The organism is Rhizobium mayense (genome assembly GCF_030272705.1).
GTDB lineage: Bacteria > Pseudomonadota > Alphaproteobacteria > Rhizobiales > Rhizobiaceae > Rhizobium > Rhizobium mayense.
The window spans coordinates 41,202-62,464 of record NZ_JARFYM010000026.1; the positions used below are offsets into that span (position 1 = coordinate 41,202).

General features: G+C 61.1%; 20 protein-coding genes. 9 read left to right on the forward strand and 11 right to left on the reverse strand.

Annotation, left to right across the window (positions count from 1 at the left end):
• Positions 1-86: 86 nt before the first annotated feature.
• Together secG and pyrG are read left to right on the forward strand one after the other, a co-directional pair.
• Positions 87-677 (forward strand): preprotein translocase subunit SecG, encoded by a 591-nt coding sequence (gene secG, locus PY649_RS24920; protein ID WP_285871495.1) that lies wholly within the window; start codon positions 87-89, stop codon positions 675-677.
• Positions 678-821: 144 nt separating this feature from the next.
• Positions 822-2,450, forward strand: a complete 1,629-nt coding sequence (gene pyrG / locus PY649_RS24925) for a CTP synthase (protein ID WP_285871496.1) — start codon at positions 822-824, stop codon at positions 2,448-2,450.
• Here the strand turns inward: pyrG and ftrA are convergent.
• The gene (gene ftrA / locus PY649_RS24930; RefSeq protein ID WP_285871497.1) at positions 2,413-3,450 is read right to left on the reverse strand and encodes a transcriptional regulator FtrA; all 1,038 of its coding nucleotides are present in this window, start codon (positions 3,448-3,450) and stop codon (positions 2,413-2,415) included. The two genes, pyrG and ftrA, sit on opposite strands and share 38 nt — an antisense overlap.
• Before the next feature lie 65 nt (positions 3,451-3,515).
• On the opposite strand from ftrA, the gene PY649_RS24935 reads away from it, so the two are divergent.
• From PY649_RS24935 to PY649_RS24950, 4 genes are all read left to right on the forward strand, one after another.
• The gene (locus PY649_RS24935; RefSeq protein WP_285871498.1) at positions 3,516-3,908 is read left to right on the forward strand and encodes a rhodanese-like domain-containing protein; all 393 of its coding nucleotides are present in this window, start codon (positions 3,516-3,518) and stop codon (positions 3,906-3,908) included.
• 143 nt (positions 3,909-4,051) lie between these two features.
• On the forward strand, positions 4,052-5,101 hold the full coding sequence (locus PY649_RS24940) for a HoxN/HupN/NixA family nickel/cobalt transporter (RefSeq protein ID WP_285871500.1): 1,050 nt from the start codon (positions 4,052-4,054) through the stop codon (positions 5,099-5,101).
• 85 nt (positions 5,102-5,186) lie between these two features.
• Complete coding sequence (locus tag PY649_RS24945) at positions 5,187-5,708, forward strand: FecR domain-containing protein (RefSeq protein ID WP_285871501.1); 522 nt, start codon at positions 5,187-5,189, stop codon at positions 5,706-5,708.
• A 14-nt stretch (positions 5,709-5,722) separates the two neighbouring features.
• On the forward strand, positions 5,723-7,582 hold the full coding sequence (locus PY649_RS24950; RefSeq protein WP_285871503.1) for a CHASE2 domain-containing protein: 1,860 nt from the start codon (positions 5,723-5,725) through the stop codon (positions 7,580-7,582).
• Positions 7,583-7,601: 19 nt separating this feature from the next.
• Here PY649_RS24950 and PY649_RS24955 read toward each other — a convergent pair whose 3' ends face one another.
• Both PY649_RS24955 and PY649_RS24960 read right to left on the reverse strand, forming a co-directional pair.
• Positions 7,602-9,500: a TPR end-of-group domain-containing protein gene (locus tag PY649_RS24955; RefSeq protein ID WP_285871504.1), complete on the reverse strand. Its 1,899-nt coding sequence runs from the start codon at positions 9,498-9,500 to the stop codon at positions 7,602-7,604.
• Between the two features lie 256 nt (positions 9,501-9,756).
• The gene (locus PY649_RS24960) at positions 9,757-10,356 is read right to left on the reverse strand and encodes a LysE family translocator (RefSeq protein WP_285871506.1); all 600 of its coding nucleotides are present in this window, start codon (positions 10,354-10,356) and stop codon (positions 9,757-9,759) included.
• A gap of 97 nt (positions 10,357-10,453) precedes the next feature.
• On the opposite strand from PY649_RS24960, the gene PY649_RS24965 reads away from it, so the two are divergent.
• Positions 10,454-11,329 carry a LysR family transcriptional regulator gene (locus tag PY649_RS24965; protein ID WP_285871508.1) on the forward strand — a complete coding sequence of 292 codons (876 nt, stop codon included), beginning with the start codon at positions 10,454-10,456 and terminating at the stop codon, positions 11,327-11,329.
• A gap of 28 nt (positions 11,330-11,357) precedes the next feature.
• Here the strand turns inward: PY649_RS24965 and PY649_RS24970 are convergent, their stop codons facing one another.
• The gene (locus PY649_RS24970) at positions 11,358-12,446 is read right to left on the reverse strand and encodes a citrate synthase/methylcitrate synthase (protein ID WP_285871509.1); all 1,089 of its coding nucleotides are present in this window, start codon (positions 12,444-12,446) and stop codon (positions 11,358-11,360) included.
• A gap of 84 nt (positions 12,447-12,530) precedes the next feature.
• On the opposite strand from PY649_RS24970, the gene PY649_RS24975 reads away from it, so the two are divergent.
• Positions 12,531-13,664: a citrate synthase gene (locus tag PY649_RS24975; protein ID WP_285871510.1), complete on the forward strand. Its 1,134-nt coding sequence runs from the start codon at positions 12,531-12,533 to the stop codon at positions 13,662-13,664.
• A 31-nt stretch (positions 13,665-13,695) separates the two neighbouring features.
• On the opposite strand, the gene PY649_RS24980 is transcribed toward PY649_RS24975, so the two are convergent.
• From PY649_RS24980 to PY649_RS24990, 3 genes are read right to left on the reverse strand one after another with little or no spacing between them, the layout of a single operon-like run.
• The gene (locus tag PY649_RS24980; protein ID WP_285871511.1) at positions 13,696-14,079 is read right to left on the reverse strand and encodes a VOC family protein; all 384 of its coding nucleotides are present in this window, start codon (positions 14,077-14,079) and stop codon (positions 13,696-13,698) included.
• Between the two features lie 35 nt (positions 14,080-14,114).
• Positions 14,115-15,116 (reverse strand): dicarboxylate transporter/tellurite-resistance protein TehA, encoded by a 1,002-nt coding sequence (gene tehA / locus PY649_RS24985; protein ID WP_285871512.1) that lies wholly within the window; start codon positions 15,114-15,116, stop codon positions 14,115-14,117.
• 24 nt (positions 15,117-15,140) lie between these two features.
• Complete coding sequence (locus PY649_RS24990) at positions 15,141-16,133, reverse strand: MBL fold metallo-hydrolase (RefSeq protein ID WP_285871513.1); 993 nt, start codon at positions 16,131-16,133, stop codon at positions 15,141-15,143.
• 462 nt (positions 16,134-16,595) lie between these two features.
• Here PY649_RS24990 and gnd point away from each other — a divergent pair, with 462 nt between their 5' ends.
• Entirely contained in the window at positions 16,596-17,621 is a 1,026-nt protein-coding gene (gene gnd, locus PY649_RS24995; RefSeq protein WP_285871514.1) for a phosphogluconate dehydrogenase (NAD(+)-dependent, decarboxylating), read from the forward strand.
• 66 nt (positions 17,622-17,687) lie between these two features.
• Here gnd and PY649_RS25000 read toward each other — a convergent pair whose 3' ends face one another.
• Genes PY649_RS25000 through trpD form a run of 4 tightly spaced genes read right to left on the reverse strand, consistent with a single transcriptional unit; the run spans position 17,688 to position 21,263 of the window.
• Positions 17,688-18,917 (reverse strand): molybdopterin molybdotransferase MoeA, encoded by a 1,230-nt coding sequence (locus tag PY649_RS25000; RefSeq protein WP_285871515.1) that lies wholly within the window; start codon positions 18,915-18,917, stop codon positions 17,688-17,690.
• Positions 18,918-18,922: 5 nt separating this feature from the next.
• Positions 18,923-19,417 (reverse strand): cyclic pyranopterin monophosphate synthase MoaC, encoded by a 495-nt coding sequence (gene moaC, locus PY649_RS25005; RefSeq protein WP_285871516.1) that lies wholly within the window; start codon positions 19,415-19,417, stop codon positions 18,923-18,925.
• A 1-nt stretch (position 19,418) separates the two neighbouring features.
• Entirely contained in the window at positions 19,419-20,234 is an 816-nt protein-coding gene (gene trpC / locus PY649_RS25010; protein WP_285871517.1) for an indole-3-glycerol phosphate synthase TrpC, read from the reverse strand.
• Positions 20,235-20,246: 12 nt separating this feature from the next.
• Positions 20,247-21,263, reverse strand: coding sequence for an anthranilate phosphoribosyltransferase (trpD, locus tag PY649_RS25015; protein WP_285871518.1), 1,017 nt, complete (start codon positions 21,261-21,263; stop codon positions 20,247-20,249).

Here is a 21,263-nt window from a genome sequence, read left to right on the forward strand (position 1 = left end):
AAAGGACTTGGAATAGGCGAAAGCCTCATGTAAAGAGCCGCGAGCTTTTCTTTTTGATGCCCGCGCCTGTGGGCAGGACTGGACCTATGCAAACCGTACTGCTTGTCATCTATCTCATGGTTGTCATCGCCCTTATCGGCGTGGTGCTGATTCAGCGCTCGGAAGGCGGCGGCCTGGGCATCGGCGGCGGATCGGGCTTCATGTCGGCACGCGGCACGGCCAATGCGCTGACCCGCACCACGGCCATCCTTGCGGCGTTGTTCTTTGCATTGGCGCTGGGCATGAATGTTTATTCGCGCTTCGAGGGACGTCCGACCGATATTCTGAACCGTATTCCGAGCACGGCGGGTCAGGGCAACGGCATTCTCGATTCGCTCGGCGGCCAGAAGGGTGCAGCTCCGGCAGGCGGCCAATCCCAGCCGGCCAATAACAACGGTGTCCCGAACAGCGGCGTGGTTGCTCCGCAACCTCAGACGACGCCACAGCCCGCGCCGACGGCCACCCAACAGGCACCAGCCGCGCCCGCAACGCAGCCGGCTCCGGCAACTGGCGGTGAGCAGACTACTCCGGCCACCAACAGCCAGCAGGCGCCTGCCGCCACCGGTCAGCAGCCAGCGCCGGCTCCGACAACCACAGCGCCAGCTCAAAGCGGCAGCGGCGTTCCGACCGGCCAGTAAGCCCGGTCAGCTACTAAAATCCTCCGGCAGGTCTTCCGATCTGCCGGTTTTGTTTTGTCAACATTCCGCGTTCTGCGTCCAAAATTCCGGAAACGAATTTTAGGACTGGCGGAATCATTTGTGAAAAGGTATCCGGTGACTCCCATGGCGCGATATGTATTCATCACTGGCGGCGTGGTTTCTTCCCTCGGAAAAGGAATTGCGGCCGCGGCTCTCGGAGCGTTGTTGCAGGCCCGTGGTTATCGGGTCCGCCTTCGCAAACTCGACCCCTATCTGAACGTGGACCCGGGCACGATGAGCCCGACCCAGCACGGCGAGGTCTTCGTCACCGATGACGGTGCGGAAACCGACCTCGATCTTGGCCACTACGAACGCTTCACCGGCCGTTCGGCCACCAAGACCGACAACATCACCACCGGTCGCATCTATAAGAACATCATCGACAAGGAACGCCGCGGCGACTATCTCGGCGCTACTGTTCAGGTCATTCCGCACGTCACCAACGAGATCAAGGATTTCGTCACCGAAGGCAATGACGACTATGATTTCGTCATCTGCGAGATCGGCGGCACGGTCGGCGACATCGAAGCCATGCCTTTCATGGAAGCGATCCGTCAGCTCGGCAACGATCTGCCACGCGGCACTGCCATCTACGTCCACCTGACGCTGATGCCTTACATCCCGGCGGCCGGCGAGCTGAAGACCAAACCGACCCAGCATTCCGTCAAGGAACTGCAGGCGCTCGGCATTCATCCCGACATCCTGCTCGTGCGCGCCGATCGGGAAATCCCCGAGGCTGAGCGTCGCAAGCTTTCGCTGTTCTGCAACGTCCGTCCGTCCGCCGTCATCCAGGCGCTCGATGTCGCCAATATCTACGACGTGCCGATGGCCTACCACAAGGAAGGCCTCGACAATGAGGTGCTGGCCGCTTTCGGCATCGAGCCGGCACCGAAGCCGCGGCTCGAGCAGTGGGAAGAAGTCTGCAACCGCATCCGCACGCCGGAAGGCGAGGTGACCATTGCCATCGTCGGCAAATATACCGGCCTCAAGGATGCCTATAAGTCGCTGATCGAAGCGCTGCACCACGGCGGCATCGCCAATCGCGTAAAGGTCAAGCTCGAATGGATCGAGTCGGAGGTCTTCGAGAAGGAAGATCCAGCACCCTATCTCGAAAAGGTCCACGGCATTCTCGTGCCGGGCGGTTTTGGCGAACGAGGCTCCGAGGGCAAGATCCATGCGGCCCGCTTCGCCCGCGAGCGTAAGGTGCCGTATTTCGGCATCTGCTTCGGCATGCAGATGGCTGTCATCGAAGCAGCCCGCAATCTTGCCGGCGTCGATCACGCGTCCTCCACCGAATTCGGTCCGACCAAGGAGCCGGTCGTCGGCCTGATGACGGAATGGCTGAAGGGCAACGAACTACAGAAGCGCACGGCATCCGGCGACCTCGGCGGCACAATGCGTCTCGGCGCCTACAAGGCGGCGCTGAAGAAGGGCACGAAGATCTCCGAAATCTATGGCTCGACCGACATTTCCGAACGCCATCGCCACCGCTATGAAGTCAACATCGACTACAAAGAACGGCTGGAAGATTGCGGTCTCGTCTTCTCCGGCATGTCGCCGGACGGCGTACTCCCGGAAACGATCGAATATGCGGATCATCCGTGGTTCATCGGTGTTCAGTATCATCCGGAATTGAAGTCCCGCCCGCTCGAACCGCACCCGTTGTTCTCGAGCTTCATCGAAGCGGCGACTGAGCAAAGCCGACTGGTTTAAGGGCGGCAAATCGCTTGCGGTAGTCACTCGGGCTGACCGCAAGCCTCTCCCGAAAATGATGGCGCATGGTGGCGAGCGATCCAAATCCGCTCGCCACAGCCACATCATCCAGCGAAATGGCAGTCTGCTTTTCGAGCAGATCCCGGGCGCGTCGCAGCCGCTCGCTCAATAGCCATTCGCCCGGCGCCATGCCGGTCGTCGCCTCGAAACGGCGCTGAAACGTCCGTACGCTCATGCCGGCACGCGCTGCAAGTGCAGCAATGGGCTGCTCTTCCTGCAAACGCTCGCGCATCCATTCGAGCAAAGGACCCAAGCGTGCTCCCTCGCGCTGTCGCAGAACCGGTGTCTCGATATATTGCGCCTGACCGCCTTCGCGATGGGGCGGCACCACGAGCCTCCGCGCAACACTGTTGGCGATGTCAGGGCCGAAATCCCGGCGCACGACATGCAGGCAAAGATCGATGGCGGCGGCGCTGCCGGCGGCGGTCAGCACACTGTCTTCGTCGACATAGAGAACATCGGCATCGACCGTGATATCCGGATAGCGCGCAGCAATAGAATCGACATAGCGCCAATGCGTCGTCGCCTTTCTGCCAGCAAGCAACCCCGCGGCTGCGAGGACCGCGACGCCCGAACATAACGACATGATGCGAACGCCGCGGCGGCTGGCCGCTTGCAGCTCTGCAATCAACGGAGCAGGGACAGGTGTCCCGATGCCGCGCCAGCCGGGCACCACAATCAGATCGGCATCGGCAATGACCTCCAGCCCGTGGTCGACCTGCACTGTGAGCCCACCAGCAGCGCGCAACGGCCCGTCCTCGATCGTGCAGGCGGAAAAGCGGTACCAATCGGCGCCCATCTCAGGGCGCGCGAGACCGAAGATTTCGTAGGCGACGCCGAATTCGAACGTGCATAGCCCGTCATAGACGAGAGTGACGACATGCGGGCCGAGAGGATTAGGGCTATCGGAATTTGGCATGATGTTGACGCTATATGGCATTCCGGCCAATTTCAACTGTGGGTTCGCTCAGACATGAATGCGCTGAACCAAAGAAGGAGCGTTCCATGTCCCTAGTCAGTGAAGTCCCCGCCGCAGCGCCGAGCCTCGTTGCTGAATATTATGCCCAGAGGCTAGCTTTCGAGACTGATTGCTCCGATGTGTATCAGGCGATGACGTCGGGCAATGCTGACTTTGTGCTGATCGACGTTCGCGGGCCGGTCCTGTTTCAGGAGCGACATATCCCCGGCGCGATCAACCTCCCGCATGGCAAGATGACCGCGCGGAAGATGGCGGAATGGCCTGACGACACGCTGTTCGTCGTCTATTGCGCCGGACCGCATTGCAACGGCACGGACAAGGCGGCACTCCGCCTCGGCAGGCTTGGCAAGGGCGTCAAGGTCATGATTGGTGGCATCACCGGCTGGGCAGACGAGGGCAACCCGTTCGAAATGGGCTGATCGATTGACAAGGCAAACCCGACATCTGCCGGGTTTGCTCATTTTTGTAGCACTGCGAAAAACCTTGGCATCTACGTGACTTGACTGTCGCGCCGCTTCCCGTTCCGTGGCACTGTGCGCGTGAGCATAATGGGAACAAATGTATGATCTTCAATCCATTTGACGATCGCGCGAAAAGAGCGACGGCCAAGATAGCTTTCACTTTCACGCTGCTGATCGCATTCAATGTTGCGGCATGGATCTGGGCGTGGGTCGCCTTTGCTGAAAGGCCATCGCTTCTGGGTATTGCGTTTCTTGCCTATATGTTTGGGCTTCGTCACGCCTTCGACGCCGATCATATCGCCGCGATCGACAACGTCGTGCGCAAGCTGATGCAGGAAAGGAAACAGCCTTATGCAGTCGGCTTCTTCTTTTCGCTCGGCCATTCCTCGATCGTGGTCATCGCATCGATCGTGATAGCCGCGACGACGGCTGCAATGCAAAGCCGGCTCGAGTCGTTCCACGATGTTGGAGGCGTCATCGGCACGGCGGTCTCGGCCGCTTTCCTGCTTCTCATCGGCATTGCCAACCTGTTCGTCCTCAAGGGCGTATGGTCTGCCTTCAATCGCGCGCGGAGGGGCGAGAGGATTGCCGACGAAGACCTGGACGCTTTGCTGGCTGGCGGCGGTTTCCTGGCGCGCATCTTCCGGCCGATGTTCAAGGTGGTGACGCGGTCCTGGCATATGTATCCGATCGGCTTTTTGTTCGGACTTGGTTTCGATACGGCGACGGAGATCGGCTTGCTCGGCATATCGGCGGCCCAGGCAGCGCAAGGCATGTCCTTCTGGACGATCCTCGTCTTCCCTGCGCTCTTCACCGCCGGCATGTCGCTGATGGACACTAGCGACAGCATATTGATGACCGGCGCCTACGGCTGGGCTTTCGTCAAGCCGGTGCGCAAGCTCTGGTACAATCTGACAATCACGGCGGCATCGGTTGCCGTCGCCATCTTCATCGGCGGTATCGAGGCATTAGGCTTGATCTCGGACAAGCTCGGCCTCGAAGGCGGTGTCTGGAGCTACATCGGCGATCTCAACGACAATCTCGTCAATTTCGGCTTTGTGGTCGTCGGTATCTTCCTGCTGAGCTGGGTGGTTTCGACCATCCTCTACAAGGCCAAGGGCTACGACAGCTTGCAGATCAACCGCTCCTGACGCATCATTGTTTTCATAGATTTACATAGCTGCGGCTGGATTTTATCGCGCCTGGCGACAGTTATATTCGATGAGGGGCATAATCATGAACCAGACAACGGGTTTTCTCGGCGCCGTCGTCGTTCTGTGCGCTGTCGGGGCCGATTCGGCTCTTGCACAAACCACGGGCTGTTCGCTGCGGCCGGCGGTCAGCGCCCAACGCCAGACCCTGAATTGCGAGCCGGGCCTCAGTATCACCATCGAACGCGGGGCAAGTTACCAGCTCACCGACCGCAATCGCGATGGCCGGGTGGATGCCATCGTGCTCAATAGCAAGGCGGCTCTGGTCGATGTCGATAGCGGCCGCATTCGCGGCGGGTTCGAAGTGGTGACGCCACAGGCGATCGCTGCCGTGCGCGGCACGCGATGGGCGGTCGATGCGCAACGCGGGAAGACATCCGTGCTGGTGCTGCGCGGCCGCGTCGCTGTCAACAAGATTTCGACCGGCGAGGGCGTTACGCTTGGACAAGGGCAGGGTGTCGATGTTGATCGCGGCCGTAGTCCTCTGAGTGTCACTCGCTGGGGACAACCACGTATAAACGCACTGATGGGCCGCCTCGGCCAGTGAGATTCTGACAACCCATGCGCAGACCACCGCTGCACACGCTGATTGCGCTTGTCTTGGCTGCCGCCTGGGGTGCAGGCCTCGGCATTGCGCATCTGCGCGGCGACATTCCGGTTATCGACGGTGCCGAAGCGACGCTGACGAATCTCCGGAATGTGCTCGTCGGCAGCCGGCAACCACCCGATGTCGTTACCATCGTCGCTGTCGACGATGAAACATCGCGTCAGGCCGGCCACTATCCTCTGCCCCGCGCCACCCTCGCGAAGATCGTCGATGCCATCGCCGCGCGGAAGCCGAAAGCGATCGGGCTCGACATGCTTTTGGTCGATCCCGGTACGGAGGCGGACGACACGGCACTTGCACAATCCCTGAAGCGGACCAACGCCGTGCTGGCCGCCGCCGGCGTCTTTCCCGAAAGCCGCCAGCGTGTTGCGGAGGACAGCAACGAGCCTCTTGATCGCGTACCCAGCGCCCTGCAATTCCTGGAACCACAGCAGCGCTTCGCGGAAGCCGCGACCTATGGCATCGTCAACGTCCAGACTGACAAAACTGGGACGCCTCGTTTCGTGCCCATGCTGTTTCGCAGTGGCGAGCGGATCGAACCGTCCTTCTCTCTGCGCCTCGTCTCTGCGGCGACTGGTGAGCATACAACCGTCATCTCCGACCTGATCAAGCTCGGTGACCGTTCGGTGCATACCGATACCGGTTATCTTATGCCGCTATCGTTCTACGGTCCGCGCGGCACGATACGCACCATCGGCGCCAATGCGGCGTTGAACGGGCAATTGCCGGAGGAGGCGATCAAGGACCACATCGTCATCATCGGCGCGACCGTCACCGGCGGTGGCGATGTCTTTCCGACGCCGTTCGATCCAGTCTTGCCGGGCGTGGAAGTCATCTCCACCTCGATTACGCATTTGATTGCGGGGGACGGGTTGATCCGCGACCGGGGCGTGCGCCTCGTCGACCTCGGCTTTGCCATAGGCCTGCCGCTCGTTCTCGTTGGCCTGATTGCCTGGCGGCGCAACACCATCGGCCTTATCATGGCGCTGTGCGTCATCCTTGCCTGGCTGTCGATCAACCTCAGCGCCTTCAAACATGGCATCTGGCTGAGTGCCGCCATGCCGATGGCTGCGGTCATGCCGCCGGCGCTTCTGTTCGGCGCAGCGCAGCTTTGGCTTGGCCGCAAACAGGCCAAACATTTTGAGCTGCAGAGCGAACTCCTGCAGCGTATCCAGGCGCCAGGTCTTGCCGAATATCTCGCCCGCGATCCCGGCTTTCTGGCGCAGCCGGTGCGGCAGGAGGCGGCTATTGTCTTCATCGATCTCAACGGCTTTACGGGCCTCAGCGAAGCGATCGGCCCAACGGCGGTGCGTGAGCTGCTGAACGGCTTTTATGATGTTGTCGACGAAGAAGTGACAGCCTGTGGCGGCGCCATCACCAGTTTCATGGGCGACGGCGCGATGATCCTCTTCGGCCTGCCGCAACCGAAACGGGACGATCCTGCCAATGCGGCGCGCTGCTGCATTCGCCTTGCAGACCGGATGAGAGGCTGGCTTGGAGCGTTACCCGAAGCGATCGCCTCTCGCATCGGTTTCAAGATCGGCGCGCATTTCGGCACCGTCGTCGCCTCGAGACTCGGCGGCAGAGGCCGTCAGCAGATCACGGCGACAGGCGACACCGTCAATGTCGCCAGTCGCCTGATGGAAGTGGCCGCGCGCAATAACGCCGAGATCGCCATCAGCAACGACCTGCTGCAATCGGCCGGGCGCGACAGCGAACCCTATCTCGAGGGCAGGCTCGATGGTCCTATCGAGGCAAACTTGCGCGGTCGCACCGGTTCGCTGGCCGTCTGGCTGTGGCGCAGTCAAACATGATCCCGAAAAGTAGAGCGGATTAACACAGCGCTTTATCTTCGTTGGCCTCTCTCTGCTCCCCCAAGGCGCGCTCCCGCTCGAACACCTCGAACATTTTCTGGAAACGCGGCGAGTCGCGCAGCGAATCCAGATCGGAATCATTGCTGAACCAGAGCACCTGGTAGGCAGAGCTCAGCGGCAGCAATCTCTCCAGCAGGTCCAACGCCGCGTCGTGATCGCCGAGCACGGCATAGGCGCAGGCAACATTGTATTGGGCGCAGATGTCGTCCGGATCGATCGTCAGGGCACGCGCCGCCCATTCCCTGGCACGCGTGGCCTCGCCAAGATGCGCAAGGGCGATAGCGCCACGGTGGGCGGGGCCGGAATTTTCCGGGTTGAGATCGAGTGCCCGCTCGGCGCGCTCGATGCCGATCTTTGCCCAGTGCTCCAGCTCCTTGGTTTTTCCGAGTGAGCGGAAGGCGCTGATCAGATGCACGGGTGACAGATAGTCGTCGGTGCGAATGGTCGCCGCGCGCTCGAAATACTGCACTGCCTCCTCGAACCGGCCATGCATGAACAGGAAGCGGCCATAGTGGAAATTCGCCTCGTAGAGATTTGGCTGCAGCGCCATGGCCCTGGCGAAGGCGGCGGTCGCCGCCTCATCCAGACCGCTTTGATGCAATGCTAGACCATGCGACGCATAGGCCTCGGCCAAATCAGGATCTAGTTCCAACGCCTTGGCGCTCATCGCCATGATGCTTTTCAGCGGGTATTCGCGCGGGCTCCAGTCCCTCAACGCCGAGTCGCAATCGGCGATGCCCGCATAGGCACGGGCGTAATCCGGATCCAGCTCGACAGCCTTCAGGAACATCCGCCTCGCCAACAGCAGGTAGGACCGCGTCCACGCGTGCGAGAACTGCCGGCCCCGAAGATAGTAGGTATAGGCTTCGATATTGGCGGTCGGCTCGCTCTCGATCGCTTTCTTTTCCTCCGGCTGCAGCTTGATCTTCAGTTGATCGACGATCGCATGGGTGATCTCGTCCTGGATGGTGAAAATATCGGTCAGGTCGCGATCGAAACGGCCGGCCCAGAGATGCGCGCCGTTGCGGGTGTCGATCAGCTGACCGGTGATGCGGACGCGCTGTGCCGCCTTACGGACGCTACCTTGCAGAACGAAATCCGCGCCGAGCTCCTGCGCTATCTGCTTCACCTTCACCGACTTGCCCTTGTAGGTGAAGACGGTATTGCGGGCGACGACGTTGAGGTCCGAAATCTGCGAGAGATCGGTGATGAGATCCTCGGTAATCCCGTCCGAGAAATATTCCTGCTCCTGGTCGTCGCTCATGTTCACGAAGGGCAGGACGGCCACCAGCCGCTTGCGACCATCCCGCGCCGGCAAAGCGACGACCGATGAGGTCGTTGGTGCATTGAGAGACACGGTATAGACGCGGACACTATGGGCGATGTTCTTGAGGGAATGCTCACCGCGATCCTCGAAGGAAACACCGAGACGGGAACCGACATGATCGCGCACCGAGGCGGAGACGGCGATGCCGCCCGGCTCGGCAATGGCTTCGAGGCGGGCCGCCAGATTGACGCCTTCGCCAAAGATATCGCCGTCCTCGACGATGACGTCACCGAGGTTGATGCCCATACGCAATTCGATGCGGCGCTCCTGCTGCACGTCCTCATTTCGCGTCAGCATATCGCGCTGGATTTCCGTGGCGCAGGCGACAGCGTTCACCACGCTCGAAAATTCGACTAGCATGCCGTCGCCGGTGTGCTTGACGATGCGCCCCTTATGTTCGGTGATCCTCGGGTCCAGAACTTCGGCACGATGCTGCCTCATCGCTGCCAGCGTGCCGGCCTCGTCCGTTCCCATCAAGCGGCTGTAGCCCACGATGTCGACAGCAAGAATGGCAGTCAGTCGGCGCTCCAAGTGCCCCCCGAATACATCCTGTGGTCTAAGGCTACAGTTTACGCCGATATTGTCACAATGTCGTGCGTAGCGTTCCATATTGCACCATGGCAGTTGGAAAACGATTTTGGGCGCGGCAAATAACACCGATTGGGGCTCGGAAGCGAGAGGTCTTTCTGGCTAGTCACTTCGTAGTAAGGGCTATAATTTCACTATTTTCACTAGCCCAAACTACGCAAATTCCCACACATTATGGGCATTTTCACCATTTTTGACTTTATCCACGCCACATCGGAACAATGGAAATAATCAGTAGGCAGGCGAGAAAAAAATTGAGAGCGCGCCATTGCCAGGCCGTTTTTAGGAGCCGACCGAGCAATTGCCCAAGAGCGCACCAAATAGCCAACGAAAATGCAGCGACAGAGCAAAAGGTCAGGCCAAGCAAAATAGCGAGAGTCGCCGGGCCGCTCGCCAAAGCGGCGAAGGAGGCAGCAGCGCCGATCGTCATCGCCCATCCCTTAGGATTGTACCAGAGCATCCAGACGCCGGTTGCAAAGCTTGTCGGCTTCGCCATTTCGCCATCCAGACGCGGCGGGCCACTTCGGCCAATGCGCACGGCGAGCCACGTCAGGTAGAGCGAGCCAAGTGCTTTCATCGCAATCTGCAGTGCGGGCAGGGCCATCAGCAGGCTGCCAAGCCCGGCCGCCGCCGCGCAAGCGATGGAACCAAGACCAACAGCGCAGCCGGCCATGACGGGTATCGATCGGCGAAAACCGAAGTGTGCGCCGGAGGCCGTGGCGAGCGTCGTCGCAACGCCCGGCGTGATGGTCGAGACGAGTGCAAAAAGGATCAGTGGCAAAAAGGCTGCGATGGTCATGCGGGCTGGTCTCCGTTCTTGCGAAGACATAGGCGAGCGGCGGCCATCAGAAAAACGAATGTTGAAGGATCGATGCATTAGCGTTTATAATGGTGTCATGGCTAGAAACTTCGATATTGCCCTGATCAGGACTTTCACTGCCGTGGCCGATCACAGCAGCATGACGGTTGCCGCCAATATGCTGCACATGACGCAGGGCGCCGTCAGCCAGCAGATCAAACGATTGGAGGAGATGCTGAGCTGTGCCCTGTTCGAACGGGAAAAGCGCGGATTGCGGCTGACGGATGCGGGCGAACGACTGCTCGGCAATGCCCGCCGGTTGCTGATCCTCAATGACGATATCTGGGCCGACATGACGGAAACCACCATAGAAGGCAGCGTGCGGCTCGGTGTGCCCCATGATCTTGTCGGAACGGTTCTGGCGCCGGTACTCAGATCCTATGCCGAACGTCATCCGCAGGTAGAAATTTCACTGGTCTGCGGCTCATCGCCCGAGTTGATGCAGGCGCTCGACAATGGCGCGATCGATCTCGGCATCATCGAGGAGCCGCTCGGCACGTCCAAGGGCGAATGCCTGACTGTCGACCGGCTGGTGTGGGTGGGTGCAAAAGCGGGCAGCGCTTACCGCAAGAATCCGCTGCCAATTTCGATGGTGGCCGATACCTGCGCCTTCCGGCCATCGGTCTACGCGGCGCTGCGGGACGACGGGCGGCGCTGGCGCACCGTGTTCGAGAACGGCAATATCGAGGCGACGACAGCGACGGTTCGCACCGACCTCGCCGTGACTGCCTGGCTTACCTCCACCGTTCCCGCCGACCTCGATATTCTCGGCGCTGGCGACGGCCTGCCGGACCTGCCCATCTTTTCCATCAACCTCTATTTGTCCAAAAGCGAAGCAACGCCGCCGGCAACCGAACTTGCCCGCCATATCCGCGAAGCGCTGATGCGGCCGCGACAAGTCGCGGCTGCTTAAAGATCAATCCGAATGGCGAACGCTTTTGTTACGCAGCTTTCGGCAGGGGCCCGACGTAACGCGACTGCGGACGGATCAGGCGGCCGTCGAGCATCTGCTCACGCGCATGGGCAATCCAGCCCACCGTGCGGCCGATCGCGAAGACACCGGTGAAGGCATTGCGCGGGAAACCGAGGGCGTCCAGCAGCAAGGCGGTATAATACTCGACATTGGTTTCCAGCGGACGGTCCGGCTTGCGTTCCTTCAACAGCGCCAGTGCCGCTGCCTCGATCGCTTCGGCAAGCGCAATGCGGCCGGCGTCTGCCTGACCGCTCGCAAAGATCGGCCGCAGCGCCGTCTTGAGTGCATCGGCACGCGGATCGCGGACGCGATAGACGCGGTGGCCGAAACCCATCAGCCGTTCGCCGTGGTCGAGTGCCTGCGATAGCCACGCGCGGGCATTGGCCGGCTCGCCGACCGCATCGAGCATGTCGAGTACAGGGCCGGGTGCACCGCCATGGAGCGGTCCCTTCAAGGCACTGATCGCCGCCAATACAGACGAGGTCAGGCCGGCATGGGTCGAGGCGATGACCCGAGAGGCGAAAGTGGACGCATTCAGCCCGTGATCCGAGATCGTCACCAGATAGGCGTCAAGGCCGGCTGTCTGCTGCGGCGTCGGAGCCTTGCCTGTCAGCATGCGCAGGATGTCGGCGGACTGCGACAGCGAAGCATCCGGCTTGATCGGCCTATTGCCGTTTTGAAGACGCAGTACGGCAGGCAGGAAGACCGCAGGCGCGGCCATCAAGCGGATGGCGGTCGCAAAATTCTCGCCGTCTTCGATACGAGCCAAAAGCGCCCTCATGGCTTCCACCGGCGGCAGAGCCTGCAAAACTGGATCTGCCGCTTTGACATGGGCGAACAACTCGACGCGCGCGGCGCCCAATTGCGTCCTGATGCTTGCGGCATCGGCATGTTCCTCGAACAGGCCGTCCAGCAGCAGCGCGGCAACATCCTCAAAGCGGCTGGTCGCGACCAGATCGTCCAGCGACACACCGCGAATAATCAGCCGGCCAGCGGCGCCATCCACATCCGACAGCTTGGTTTCGGCGGCAACAATATCTTCGAGACCACTTTTCATCGTCATTCTCCTTTGACTATCCGCTTAGATGAGTCCTATTTTTATTGACGTCAATCTTGATGCAATTGATCAATATGAGGGACCATGAGCTGGCTGACCGCGGAGCAGGCGCTGAACCTGCTGGGCACCAAATCGCAAACGCTGTACGCCAATGTCAGCCGCGGCCGCATCCGTGCGAAGCCCGATCCGAGTGATACGCGTCGAAGCCTTTATTTCACCGATGACGTCAAGCGGCTAGCTGCACGTCACGCGGGACGCCGAAAAACCGAGGCCGTGGCGGCCGATGCCATCCAATGGGGTGATCCTGTGCTGCCTTCGGCGTTGTCGACGGTCGCGGCAGGACGGCTGTTTTATCGCGGGCAGGATGCGGCTGATCTTGCTGACCATGCGACGTTGGAGGAAATCGCGCTGCTGCTATGGGACATGAAACGGCCCTTGCGGCTGGAAGGGCAGGGCGGCAACAGCGGGCCACCCGCCCTAACGGCGGCCTTTTGCGCTTTGGCCGAGCGCGCCACAGCCGACCTGCCATCGCTTGGGCGATCGCTGCCGGCGCTGCAAATCGAAGCGGAAAGCGTATTCGGCACAGTTGCCAATGTGCTGGCGCCCGGCTTGCCTCATCTGCCGGTGCATCAGCGCCTCGCATCAGCCTGGAACCGGCCGGATGCCGACGAACTCATTCGTCGCTCTCTCGTGCTCTTCGCCGACCACGAGCTCAATGCCTCGACCTTTACCGCGCGAATCACCGCGTCTGCCGGTGCAACATTGTCAGCCGCAGCGCTTTCCGGCCTATCGACACTGACCGGGCCGCTGCATGGCGGCGCGTGGCAAGGAGTGCGCTCGCTGATCGCCCGCGCCGCCGCGATCGGCGCGGAGGAGGCCGTACGGAGTTACCTTGCCGAAGGGCGGCCGATACCAGCGGTCGGTCATCCGCTCTATCCCGACGGCGATGCACGCGCGAAGGCGCTGCTTGGCTGCTTTACGCTGCCGCCTTTGTTCGCAAAGGTCCGCCGCGTGGCCGAAGAGTTGGTTGGAGAACGCGTCAACGTTGATTTTGCGCTGACGGCGATGACATCGGCCTACCATCTGCCGCAGGACGCGCCTTTGATCATGTTCGCACTCGCTCGCACGGTCGGCTGGCTGGCGCATGCCATGGAGCAATCCACGAGCGGCCGTCTTATCCGGCCACGCGCGCGCTATGTCGGTCCGCCGGTGGAGTAGTCAGCGCGCCTGCGCCGAACGAGCGCACGCTTTATGGGCAGATCTGACCCGCCGCCAGGCGACAGACGGCCTCGATGTTATGTCCATCGGGATCAAGAACGAAAGCGCCATAGTAGTCGGGATGATAGTGCGATCGGATGCCTGGAGGTCCATTGTCCAGTCCGCTTGCCGCCAGCGCCGCTTCATAGAACCGATCGACGACGGCTCTGTTTTGCGCAGTGAAAGCCACGTGAACACGAGTTTGCGGCGTGTCCCGATGTCCTATCCAGAAGAAGGCTCTAGGTCTGATCCCATATCCAGCAAAAATCACGCCCTCGGCATATAAACGTTCGATACCGAGCGGCAGCAAGGCCGCGTCGTAGAACGCCTTCGACCGTTCAACATCTCTCACTCCGATTGTGACGTGATCCAGCATATCTCCTCCCAACTCCCCCGGCACACCGCCGACGATCAACGCTGTCGCACGGCGCCGGCATCCCCGCGTGACAAATCCGCCCAGCCGATGGTCAGTTTGCGATTGGCAATCAGCCAGATCGTGGCGATCGCAATCAGCCCAACCGTGATATTGGCGGCAATGAAGAGGATCGGAGCAAGTTGCGAAACCGGGCCGGTGTCGCCGCGGTCGATCAGACGCAAAGGCGCGGTCGCCAGCGCCGTCGCGCCGAAGGTGAAGGCCCAGTAGGCGGGGCTGAAACCCTCCTTGGCGATCCACGGCAGCAGGCGCAACATGATCAAGGCCTGCAGGACGCCGTATCCGATCATGGCATGCACGAGCATGTCGGGCGGTCCCTGCGTGACGCTGATATAGGCAACGGCGCCGACGGTCGGCGGTGCAAGCTGGATGCCGAGCGTTGGGCGTAGCGGCGGCGACAATGCCGGCGCCGTCAAAAGACGATGCAGCAAGGCGGATTCGATCGCCAGCCAGGCGAAGAACCCGGCACCGAAGAAGAGCTGGCCCCAATCGGGAAAGCCGAGCGCGGCTGCAACAGTTGCGGTTACGAAACTACCGGCCACAGTCGGCAGATAAAGCACGGCCGTCGTGGCGGCGACATCGCGTTCGCCCTGCCATAGAACGCCGGTTCTCCAGACCGCGAAAGCCAGCGTGTAGATTGCGCCTAGGATATACAGGGTTTCAGCGCCGACGCGGGAGTAGGGCAGCAAACCACCGGCCACCAGCATGGTCGCGACACCGACGAGGCCGATGAAGCAACACTGCACGGGATGGAGCACTTCCTTCAGTGCCTCTTCGCGAGCCGCCGCCCATTTCAGGGCATAGAGCACCATCAGCACCGCCCATACAGCCACGGAGACAAAGGTGATCGTCTCGCCGATTGCCGCGGGTAAATGCCAGACGCGCGTCGCCGCGCGCCAGGTATTGCCGAGACCGGAGAGACCAAGCACCATGCCAAAGAATGCTGCCGGAACGAGTGGCAGTTTCAGGGGGACGGCCATGGTGCCTCCTTTGAGCAAGTGACGTTAAACGCCTTCATAGACGAGCTGCGTGAAGAAACGCGGATCGATGACGAACTTACCCCATTTCGCATCGAATTTCGCCGACGGTTTTGCCGCGACGATCTCGTCGAGCGAATGGCCCTTCTTCTTCAGCCTGGCGACATTGTCGCGTACTGCCTTCAGCATGTCGCGATATGCGATGAGCTGCTTCTTATTGCCAATCGGTCCATGCCCCGGGATGACGATTGTCTTGTTCGTCGTCGCCGCCACATTGGCGTCGGCGGCCTTGATCATGCCGTCGATATTGCCGCCGGTCGAATAGTCGATGAAGGGATAGATGCCATTCCAGAAAGTATCGCCGGTGTGAAGGACATCGGCTTCCTGGAAATAGACGGAGATGTCGCCATCCGTATGGGCCGGGTCATAATGCTTCAAAGCGATCGTTTCATCGTTCAGCTTGACCGTGCGCTCATTGTTCATCAGATCGGTCGGCAGAGCGCCGGCGGGTGAGGCGGGGAAGTTGAAGTCCCAGTCATTTACGCGCTGAGCGACGGAGAGATGCTTCAGCGTGTTGACGTGAGCCATGATCGCGGCGCCTTCGCCATGCAGCCATTCATTGCCGTCGGTATGGTCGAAATGCCAGTGCGTGTTGATGAGCCGGACGATCGGCTCCTTACCAAGGGCGGTCAAAGCGTCTTCAATGCGCGGGCGCGTGGCGGTGATGCCAGCGTCGATCAAAAGCTTGCCGTCACTGCCCGTGAGCACGGCGATGTTGCCACCGGAGCCTTCGAGCATGCTGACATCCTTGCGCAGCTTGTGTGTCTTGATCTGCGCGTTGGCGGCTTCGCCGCGGATCATGTCGACGATATTGCCGGCTGCAGCGAAAACCTCCGCCGGCGTCAGCCAGGCACCGGTGGCGGCAAACGTCGCGCCGCCGATGCAGCACAGGCAGAAGCCGCGCCGCGTGAGACCGACATGCTGATTGGTGGTTCCGTCTTTGGTCGTGATGGTCGGCATGATAAAGTCCTTTCCGAAAGCTCAAGTGATCTGAAACGTCTATGATCGAAGGATCGGATTGGCGGCTCAAGAGAAAGAGCCTCGTCAGCAGAGAAGGCAAACACGCGCTCGCCGGAAATGCCTTTCCGAACGTGCGGGCAGAATTATGCACGCGACTGGCCACGGTGGATTGTTGAATTTTGATGGCTTTGTTGAAATAGCCGTTTCTCTGCAAGCCTAAGAAGCACGATTTGTGCTATCAAAGGCGGTGTAGATATCCGGCTTACCGGGCAACTGCGGGGACGCGGTTGCAGTACAAAGCAGGAACAGCGACGGATAATTATCACAGATGCGTGAGCTCGGTATTTTCCGCCCGGTCCCGCGCACCTGCATAGCTCGCCCGTCATTTGTTCATTGGCAAATGCTGCGAAATGTCTTTATGGACTTCTCAAAACGATTAAACCCCTCCTAGGAGACTGACATATGCAAATCGGAATGATTGGCCTCGGCCGCATGGGCAGCAACATGGTGCAGCGCCTGCTAAATGGCGGCCACAGCGCCGTCGTTTTCGATGCGCGTCCGGAAAGCATCTCGACGCTTGAACAGCTCGGCGCCACCGGAAGCACGTCGCTCGAAGATTTCGTATCGAAGCTCTCCCGTCCCCGCGCCGTCTGGCTGATGCTGCCGGCTGCGATAGTCGACAAGGAGCTGGCCAAGATCGTTCCACTGCTCGAAGACGGCGATATCGTCATCGACGGCGGCAACTCCTATTATCATGACGACATCCGCCGCTCCGAAGAGTTGAAGCCGAAGGGCATTCATTATGTCGACGTCGGCACGAGCGGCGGCGTTTTTGGCCTGCAGCGCGGATACTGCCTGATGATCGGTGGCGAAAAGGCCACGGTTCAGCATCTGTCGCCGATCTTCGCAACGCTCGCGCCGGGCGTCGGCGACGTCGCTCCGTCCAAGATGCGCTCCGAAGCCGCCGCAAGCGTCAGCACTGCCGAGCAGGGCTACCTGCATTGCGGCCCGTCCGGCGCCGGCCATTTCGTCAAGATGGTCCATAACGGCATCGAGTACGGCCTGATGGCCGCTTACGCCGAAGGCTTCAACGTGCTGCGTCACGCCAATATCGGGCTGCAGACGACCGAAGCCGACGCCGAAACCGCGCCGCTGTCGCATCCGCAATATTATCAATACGACCTCGATATCGCCGAAATCAGCGAAGTCTGGCGCCGCGGCAGCGTCATCACCTCATGGCTCCTCGACCTCACCGCCGACGCACTGCATGGCGATGCTGCCCTGTCGCAATATGCCGGCCGCGTTTCGGATTCGGGTGAGGGCCGCTGGACCATTTCGGCTGCAATCGACGAAGGCGTCCCGACGCCGGTTCTCAGCGCCGCGCTCTACGGCCGCTTCGCCTCGCGCGGCAATGACGACTATGCCAACAAAGTCCTGTCGGCCATGCGCGCCGGCTTCGGCGGCCACCACGAGAAGCCGGCGAAGTAATCTCTCTTTGAATTTGACGAAATTCTCGCCGGGCGAGTCCAACTGCCCGGCATTTTCATATCCGGCTTAGCTCAGCAGCTCCGGGCGCAGGAGCAGGACCGGGCATTCGGAACCGGCAGCAAGCTTGGGCGCGTGCACAGGGCGAATGATGAGGCAGTCCGAGCGGGAAAAGACCTTCATCATAGAAGAATCCTGCTTGGAAAACGCCTCGGCGATCCACCCGCCGCTATCTTCGGATTTTGTCAGCGTCGCCCGGACATAGTCCTGGCGTTGATCGTTGGCGGCGAGCATTGTGGCAGTGCGCGCCATGCTTTCGCGCTTCACCGGCGGCAGGGAGGCAAGCTTGCGGATCAGCGGCTCCAGGAACAGCAGGCCGCAGACGAGACTGGAGACCGGGTTGCCCGGAAGGCCGAGGACATGGGCTTCGCCGAGGCTCCCGACCATCAGCGGCTTGCCGGGGCGCATGGCGATACGCCAGAAATCGAGCTGCATGCCGGCTGCGACCATGGTCGCCTGCACCAGATCATGATCGCCGACTGAGGCGCCGCCGAGTGTGACGATGACATCGGCCTTCGCCACCTGCGCTCGGCCGATGGCGGCGGTGATCTCCGCCCTGTCGTCAGGCACGATGCCGAGATCGAGCACATGAGCGCCGGCGTTGCGGGCAAGCGCCGCGATGCCGAACGTATTCGAGGCAATGATCTGCGATGGACCGGGCTCACTGCCCGGTGTCACCAACTCGTCGCCCGTCGCAAGGATCGCCACCAGTGGGCGGCGATAAACGTCAAGCGCCGGATGATTCATCGCGGCGGCAACCGTCAGCCGCGAAAAATCCATGACCGCGCCTGCGGAAAGCACCACTTCGCCTTCGGCGAAATCCTGTCCGCGCGGCCGGACATGCTGCCCCTTGCGCAGGGGATAGGTGGTGCGGATGCGGCTGTGCTCCAGCCGTTCGATGTCTTCCTGTAACAGCACACAATCGGCACCCGCGGGAACCGGTGCGCCGGTAAAGATGCGCACCGCTTCGCCTTTGCCGACCGTACCTTCGAAAGCGCGGCCGGCGGCGGAAACACCGATCACTGTCAGTAACGCGCCGGGGTCGGCGGCGTCTTCGAAACGCAGTGCATAGCCATCCATCGCCGAAGCGTCGAAGGGTGGCTGCGTCAGTCGTGCGGTCAGATCCTTGGCCAGAACCCGGCCTTCCGCCATGTCGAGTGGAACGCTTTCGACGCGATGGAGCGGCGTTGTGCTATTCAACAGGCGCGCTTGAGCGTCAGCAACGGGTAAAAGGCTCATAGGTGTCAGACCTCCGGATGACGGAAATCGCCGGATTTGCCGCCCGACTTCTCCAAAAGCCTGATGCCGCCGATTTCCATCATCCGGTCGGCAGCCTTCGCCATGTCGTAGATCGTCAGGCATGCGACGGATACAGCCGTCAACGCTTCCATCTCGACCCCGGTGCGGCCGGTAAGTTTTGCGGTGGCGGTCACGTGCAGGCCGGGCAGGGCCGCGTCTTCGGCGATATCGACCGAGACTTTGGTCAGCATCAGCGGGTGGCAGAGCGGGATGAGATTGGCCGTTTGCTTCGCGGCCATGATACCGGCGAGCCTGGCCGTGCTGATGACATCGCCTTTTTTGGCATTGCCTTCGCGGATCAGCGCCAGTGTTTCCGGCTTCATCTTCACATGGCCTTCGGCAGTGGCGATACGGGTGGTCTCGGCCTTGTTGCCGACATCAACCATACGCGCCTCGCCGGATGTGCCGATATGGGTAAGGCCGGCTTTCTCCGCGCTCATTTCACTCGGCCGCCAGAACGTCGGATTCGCCGGTCAGCAGCAGGCGCGTCGCAGCAGTCACATCATCCTTTCGCATCAGGCTCTCGCCGACGAGGAAGGTGGTGATGCCGGCGGCCTCGAGACGCTTGCAATCGGCATAGGTGAAGACACCGCTTTCGCCCACCAGCAGCCGGCCTTCGGGAACCATGGTGGACAGGGTTTCACTGACGATCAGGCTGACTTCGAAGGTGCGCAGATTGCGATTGTTGATGCCGACGAGCGGCGAAGACAGCTTCAATGCCCGCTCCATCTCTTCGGCGTCATGCACTTCGACCAGCACATCCATGCCGAGGCCGAATGCTTCGTCCTGCAGGCGCTCCGCATCGCTGTCGGAGAGCGAAGCCATGATCAGGAGAATGCAGTCAGCACCCCAAGCACGCGCCTCGTGCACCTGGTAGGTTTCGAACATGAAATCCTTGCGTAACGCTGGCAGAGAGCAGGCGGCGCGGGCGGCGGTCAAGAATTCCGGTGCGCCTTGGAAACTTGGGCGATCCGTCAGCACCGAGAGGCAGGCAGCGCCGCCGGCCTCATAGGCCTCGGCAAGGGCGGGCGGATCGAAATCGGGGCGAATGAGCCCCTTGGACGGGCTTGCCTTCTTGATCTCGGCGATCAGGCCAAAGGCACCGGCGTTCTTCTTGGCGACCAGCGCCTTATGGAAGCCGCGTGGCGCCGACTGCCCGGCTTGCATTGCCTTGAGGTCGGCAAGCGAGACCTTTGCCTTGGCCGCGGCGATTTCTTCACGCTTATAGGCTTCGATCTTCTGGAGGATATCCGTCATGATGTCCTGATCCTATCCTTCGTCGTTGGAGACGGCGATCAGCTTTTCCAGCGCAACGGCGGTCGCGCCGCTGTCGAGCGACTGAGCCGCGAGTCTCATACCATCATGTAGCGTTTCCGCCTTGCCGGCAATTACCAAGGATGCCGCAGCATTGGCGAGGGCGATGTCCCGATAGGCGTTCTTTGCGCCACTCAGCACGTCTCGCAGCGCTGCCGCGTTGGCGACACCATCGCCGCCCTTGAGGTCCGCGAGATCGGCGCGTGGGAGACCGAAATCGGCAGGTGTCAGCTCGAAAGTGCGTATCCTGCCGTTTTCGAGGGCTGCCACTGAGGTCGTGCCGGTCGTGGTGATTTCGTCCAGACCATTGCCGTGCACGACCCAGACGCTTTCGGCATTCAGATCCCTCAGCACCTCGGCGAGCGGCACGACCCATTGCGGCGCGAAGACGCCGAGCAATTGCCGACGCACGCCGGCCGGGTTCGACAACGGCCCCAACAGGTTGAAGATCGTGCGCGTGCCGAGTTCGACGCGCGAAGGGCCGACATGGCGCATGGAGGAATGATGCAACTGCGCGAACATGAAGCCGATGCCAGCCTCGCGGATGCAACGAGCAATTACCTCTGGACCAATGTCGAGCTTAATGCCCAAAACGGATTGGGTGTCGGCAGTGCCGGCTTTGGAGCTTTGAGCGCGGTTGCCGTGTTTGGCGACCGGCACGCCTGCGCCCGCCACGATGAAGGAGGCGAGCGTCGAGATATTGTAGGTGCCGACGCCGTCACCGCCGGTTCCCACGATATCGATCGCATCCGCCGGCGCTTCCACGGGCAACATCTTGGCGCGCATCGTGGTAACCGCCCCGACGATCTCATCGACCGTCTCGCCACGCACCCGCAATGCCATCAAGAAGGCGCCGATCTGCGACGGCGTCGCTTCGCCCGACATCAGGATGTCGAATGCCTGCCGCGCTTCATCACGCGTCAGCGCCTCGCGGTTGGCGACCTTGGCGAGGAAAGGTTTCAATTCAGCCAT

Excerpts from the sequence above, each read along its gene's own strand:
- trpC (WP_285871517.1), bottom strand. The coding sequence starts at position 20,234 with ATGACGGATATCCTCCAGAAGATCGAAGCCTATAAGCGTGAAGAAATC.
- PY649_RS25000 (WP_285871515.1), bottom strand. The coding sequence starts at position 18,917 with ATGAGCCTTTTACCCGTTGCTGACGCTCAAGCGCGCCTGTTGAATAGC.
- PY649_RS24980 (WP_285871511.1), bottom strand. The coding sequence starts at position 14,079 with ATGCTGGATCACGTCACAATCGGAGTGAGAGATGTTGAACGGTCGAAG.
- tehA (WP_285871512.1), bottom strand. The coding sequence starts at position 15,116 with ATGGCCGTCCCCCTGAAACTGCCACTCGTTCCGGCAGCATTCTTTGGC.
- ftrA (WP_285871497.1), bottom strand. The coding sequence starts at position 3,450 with ATGCCATATAGCGTCAACATCATGCCAAATTCCGATAGCCCTAATCCT.
- PY649_RS24960 (WP_285871506.1), bottom strand. The coding sequence starts at position 10,356 with ATGACCATCGCAGCCTTTTTGCCACTGATCCTTTTTGCACTCGTCTCG.
- PY649_RS24935 (WP_285871498.1), top strand. The coding sequence starts at position 3,516 with ATGTCCCTAGTCAGTGAAGTCCCCGCCGCAGCGCCGAGCCTCGTTGCT.
- pyrG (WP_285871496.1), top strand. The coding sequence starts at position 822 with ATGGCGCGATATGTATTCATCACTGGCGGCGTGGTTTCTTCCCTCGGA.
- PY649_RS24990 (WP_285871513.1), bottom strand. The coding sequence starts at position 16,133 with ATGCCGACCATCACGACCAAAGACGGAACCACCAATCAGCATGTCGGT.
- moaC (WP_285871516.1), bottom strand. The coding sequence starts at position 19,417 with ATGAGCGCGGAGAAAGCCGGCCTTACCCATATCGGCACATCCGGCGAG.
- PY649_RS24965 (WP_285871508.1), top strand. The coding sequence starts at position 10,454 with ATGGCTAGAAACTTCGATATTGCCCTGATCAGGACTTTCACTGCCGTG.
- PY649_RS24970 (WP_285871509.1), bottom strand. The coding sequence starts at position 12,446 with ATGAAAAGTGGTCTCGAAGATATTGTTGCCGCCGAAACCAAGCTGTCG.
- PY649_RS24950 (WP_285871503.1), top strand. The coding sequence starts at position 5,723 with ATGCGCAGACCACCGCTGCACACGCTGATTGCGCTTGTCTTGGCTGCC.
- trpD (WP_285871518.1), bottom strand. The coding sequence starts at position 21,263 with ATGGCTGAATTGAAACCTTTCCTCGCCAAGGTCGCCAACCGCGAGGCG.
- PY649_RS24940 (WP_285871500.1), top strand. The coding sequence starts at position 4,052 with ATGATCTTCAATCCATTTGACGATCGCGCGAAAAGAGCGACGGCCAAG.
- gnd (WP_285871514.1), top strand. The coding sequence starts at position 16,596 with ATGCAAATCGGAATGATTGGCCTCGGCCGCATGGGCAGCAACATGGTG.
- secG (WP_285871495.1), top strand. The coding sequence starts at position 87 with ATGCAAACCGTACTGCTTGTCATCTATCTCATGGTTGTCATCGCCCTT.
- PY649_RS24975 (WP_285871510.1), top strand. The coding sequence starts at position 12,531 with ATGAGCTGGCTGACCGCGGAGCAGGCGCTGAACCTGCTGGGCACCAAA.
- PY649_RS24945 (WP_285871501.1), top strand. The coding sequence starts at position 5,187 with ATGAACCAGACAACGGGTTTTCTCGGCGCCGTCGTCGTTCTGTGCGCT.